This is a genomic window from Kitasatospora sp. NPDC059803 (assembly GCF_042732255.1).
Taxonomy (GTDB): Bacteria; Actinomycetota; Actinomycetes; order Streptomycetales; family Streptomycetaceae; genus Kitasatospora.
The window spans coordinates 1,997-5,846 of sequence record NZ_JBHWIJ010000411.1 but is presented as its reverse complement, the minus strand read 5'-3'; the positions used below and the strand labels follow the sequence as shown (position 1 = coordinate 5,846).

Genomic DNA, 3,850 nt, shown 5'->3' with positions numbered 1-3,850 from the left:
CCCGGTCGCGCGCCCCGCCCCGGCCCCCGCCGCGCGGGGGGGGCGCCCGGCGTGCGCGGCCTCCCCCCGGGGGGCACCGCCCGCGCCGGCCGCCCACCTCGCGGCCAAGGACGAGAAGAAGAAGTCGGGCTTCTTCGCCAAGCTCGGCAAGTTCCTGATCGTCGTGGTCATCCTGATCATCCTGTTCTTCGTGCTGCTGATCGTCGGCATCGTCTACGCCGCGAAGCGGATCTTCGGCCGCCGCAAGTGAGCCGCGCGGGGGCGGCGCCGCCCCCCCCGCCGGCGCCCCCGGGGGGCGCCCGCCCCCCCGCCGGTGCCCAGGCGCGGCGCGGGGGTGGCCAACCCGGGCGCGATTGGCCCTGGGCGCGGCATGCGACCGGACCGACGATGGGCGGCATGAGCGACTACCTCGGCCACCAGACCCCCGACGGACACCAGGCCTCTGGCGGACAGCAGACCCCCGACGGACAGCAGGCCCCCGAGGGCCAACGGACCCCCGACGGACACCGGACCCCCGGCGCGCTGCGCCCCGAGAGCCGGATCGTCCACCCGCCCCTCGCGGACACCGCCGGCAGCCGTCCGATGGGCGTGCCGCTGCACCAGAGCCACCTCTTCGCCTTCGACACCAGCGACGCGCTCACCCAGGCCTTCAGCGGCCCGGGCGGGGCCTTCTTCTACAACCGCTACGGCAACCCGACCGTCCGCTCGCTGGAGACGGCGGTGGCCGACCTCGAAGGCGGCGCCGGCGCGATCGCCACCGCCTCCGGCATGGGCGCGATCAACACCGTCCTGCTCGCCCTGCTGCGCTCCGGCGACCACGTGATCGCCCAGCGAAGCCTGTACGGCGGCACCTTCGCCGTGCTCGCCGACCTCGCCGAGCGCTGGGGGGTGGAGGTCACCCACGTCGGGGGCGACGACCCGGCCGAGGTCGAGGCGGCGCTGCGGCCCACCACCCGGCTGCTGCACCTGGAGACCATCTCCAACCCCACCACCAGGGTCACCGACCTGTCCGGGCTGATCGGCGTCGCCAAGCGGGCCGGGGTGGTCAGCGTGGTGGACAACACCTTCGCGACGCCGCTGCTCTGCCGGCCGATCGAGTACGGCGCGGACGTCGTCATCCACTCGGCCACCAAGTACCTCGGCGGCCACTCGGACGTCCTGGCCGGCGTCGCCGTTCTCGCGGACGCCGAACTGCACCGCAAGGTCTGGCACTACGCCATCGAACTCGGCGCCGCCGCCGACCCGTTCGCCGCCTGGCTGACCCTGCGCGGCCTCCAGACCCTCGCCCTGCGGGTCCGCCGGCACTGCGAGACCGCGCTCGACCTGGCCGGCCGCCTCGCCGCCCACCCCGCGGTCGGGGCCGTCCACTACCCGGGCCTGCCCGGGCACCCTGACCACGACCTCGCCCGCCGGCTCCTGCCCGACGGCCACGGCGGCGTCCTGGCCTTCGACCTCGTCGGCGGCCGCGAGGCGGCCCGCACCTTCACCGAGTCCGTCCGCCTGGCCGCCCTCGCACCCTCCCTCGGCGGCGTGCACACCCTCGTGCTCCACCCGGCCAGCACCTCCCACCGCCAGCTCGACGACGCCGAGTTGGCCGCCGCCGGGATCGGCCCGGGGACGGTGCGGGTGTCGGTGGGCATCGAGCACCCCGAGGACCTGTGGGCGGACATGGAGGGCGCCCTGGCGAAGGTGTGACGGCAGCCCGCCCGGCGGCGCCGGGCTGCCGATCGCGTTTGCGTGCGCGTGCACCTAATTATAGGGTGCGTGCACACGCACACACTCTGCCCCGGAGAAGTCCGGGGAGACCCGAGGAGAGACCTCCATGGACACCGACGCCGCCCCGATCGTCCTCATCACCGGCACCTCCTCCGGGATCGGCCTCGCCACCGCCGTGGCCGCCGCCCGCGCCGGGTACGGCGTCGTCGCCACCATGCGCGACACCGGACGGGCCGAAGCCCTGCGGCGCGCCGCCGCCGAGGCGGGCGTCGACGGGCGGATCGAGGTCGAGCAGCTGGACGTCACCGACCCGGCCTCCGTCACCTCCTGCCTGGAGACCGTCCTCGCCCGGCACGGCCGGCTCGACGCGGTGGTCAACAACGCGGGCGCCGGCCACGTCGGCACGATCGAGCAGGACGGGACGGCGCCGGTGCGGGCCGCCATGGAGGTGAACTTCTTCGGCGTGGTCGAGGTCACCCGGGCCGCACTGCCGCACCTGCGGGCCTCCGGCGGCCGGGTGGTCACCGTGACCAGCGTCGGCGGCGTGGTCGGACAGCCCTTCAACGAGGCGTACTGCGCCGCCAAGTTCGCCGTCGAGGGCTTCATGGAGTCGCTGGCGCCGGTCGCCGCCACCGTCGGCGTGCACGTCACCGTCGTCGAACCGGGCGCCGTCGCCAGCGAGTTCATCGGCAACCAGGCCATCGACCTGCCCGCGCTGACCGCCGCGGCCGGCCCGTACGCCCCCGCCCTGCGGGCCTACGTCGACCGCACGCTGAAGGCCTTCGCCCAGGCCCAGACCCCGGAGCAGGCGGCCGCCCCGATCGTCGCGGCCCTCACCGCCGAGCGGCCGCCGCTGCGGGTGCAGACCTCCGAGGCGGCCCGGGCCTTCGCCGGCACCAAGCTGGCCGACCTGGACGGCTCGGTGGTGCGGCGGATGACGGGCGGCTGGGTGGCCTGAGGGATCCGACCCGGGGTCTGACGCGGCTGACAGGTCCGACGGGCTTGACGGGCTTGACGGGCCCGATGGTCCCGCTCGGGGCGGCTCGGGGCTGCTCAGGGCGGTACGGGGCTGCTCGGGACGGTACAGGGCCGGCGGCCGGGGTGGGAACGGAATGATCGCCGGTCATACTTGGGCGGCGGCGCCCGACACCGGACGCCGCGGGCCGTGCCGGCACCGCCCGGCGCAGCCCGCCCGCCAGCCGTCCCGCCCAGACCGGAGGAACCGATGAGCAGCCACCTGCCGACCCACCGCCCGGCGGCCGGGGCCCCGGCAGTGCCGTGGAACCGGCAGCGGCTGCGCAGCAACAACGAATGGCTGCTGCTCGAACTGCTGCGCACCGGCGGCGGCTCCTCGCGCGCCCAACTCGCCCGGGACACCGGCCTGTCCAAGCCCACCGTCTCCGCCGCCCTGGCCGCCCTGGAGCAGGCCGGGCTGGTCCGCGAGGCCGGCCGGCTGGCCCCCGAGCGCGGCCGCACTGCGGTGCTGTACGAGGTCGACCCGGCCGCCGGGCACGTGCTCGGCGTGGACATCGGGCGGGCCAGGCTGCGGGTCGCCGTCGCGGACCTCGCCGGGACGGTCGTCGCCCGCCGCGACGTGGCCAACCGGGGCCGCTCGGCGAACGCCGTCGCCGACGCCGTGGTCGCCGCCGCCCACGAGGCCATCGCCGAGGCGGGCCTGGCCGCCGACGACATCGTGCACGCGGTGATCGGCACCCCGGGCGTGTGGGACGAGCAGCGGCGCGGTGTCCGCTACGCCACCAGCCTGCCCGGCTGGGGCCGGCCCGGCCTGTTCGACCGGATCGGGGAGGGCCTGGGGGTGGCCGTCACCGTGGCCAACGACGCCAACCTGGCCGCGCTCGGCGAGTACACCCTCGGCGCGGGCCGGGGCAGTCGGATGTTCGCCTACCTGCTGGTCGGCACCGGCCTGGGCGTCGGCGTGGTCAAGGACGGCGAACTGCTGCTCGGCGCGCACGGCGCGCTGGGCGAGATCGGCCTGGTGCCGCTGCCCGCCCGCGCCGGTGAGCCTCCGGCGACCATCGAGCAGGAGGCCGCCGCGGACGCCGTGGTGGGGGGGGCCCCCCACACAGCGGGGGGGGGGGGGGGCCCCCGCCACACCCAGAGAGAAGACTGACGC

At 76.3% G+C, this 3,850-nt stretch carries 3 protein-coding genes and 1 pseudogene; all 4 read left to right on the top strand.

Annotated elements, in window-relative coordinates:
* Positions 1–250 (top strand): annotated as a pseudogene (locus ACFV6I_RS36860) (hypothetical protein); the annotation flags it as partial.
* 146 nt (positions 251–396) lie between these two features.
* Complete coding sequence (locus tag ACFV6I_RS36855; protein WP_380430387.1) at positions 397–1,695, top strand: trans-sulfuration enzyme family protein; 1,299 nt, start codon at positions 397–399, stop codon at positions 1,693–1,695.
* Between the two features lie 127 nt (positions 1,696–1,822).
* Positions 1,823–2,674: an SDR family NAD(P)-dependent oxidoreductase gene (locus ACFV6I_RS36850; protein WP_380344786.1), complete on the top strand. Its 852-nt coding sequence runs from the start codon at positions 1,823–1,825 to the stop codon at positions 2,672–2,674.
* 267 nt (positions 2,675–2,941) lie between these two features.
* Positions 2,942–3,847 (top strand): ROK family protein, encoded by a 906-nt coding sequence (locus tag ACFV6I_RS36845; protein WP_380430384.1) that lies wholly within the window; start codon positions 2,942–2,944, stop codon positions 3,845–3,847.
* Positions 3,848–3,850: the final 3 nt, after the last annotated feature.

Coding starts and splice junctions, on each gene's coding strand:
- ACFV6I_RS36850 (WP_380344786.1), top strand. CDS start 1,823: ATGGACACCGACGCCGCCCCGATCGTCCTCATCACCGGCACCTCCTCC.
- ACFV6I_RS36855 (WP_380430387.1), top strand. CDS start 397: ATGAGCGACTACCTCGGCCACCAGACCCCCGACGGACACCAGGCCTCT.
- ACFV6I_RS36845 (WP_380430384.1), top strand. CDS start 2,942: ATGAGCAGCCACCTGCCGACCCACCGCCCGGCGGCCGGGGCCCCGGCA.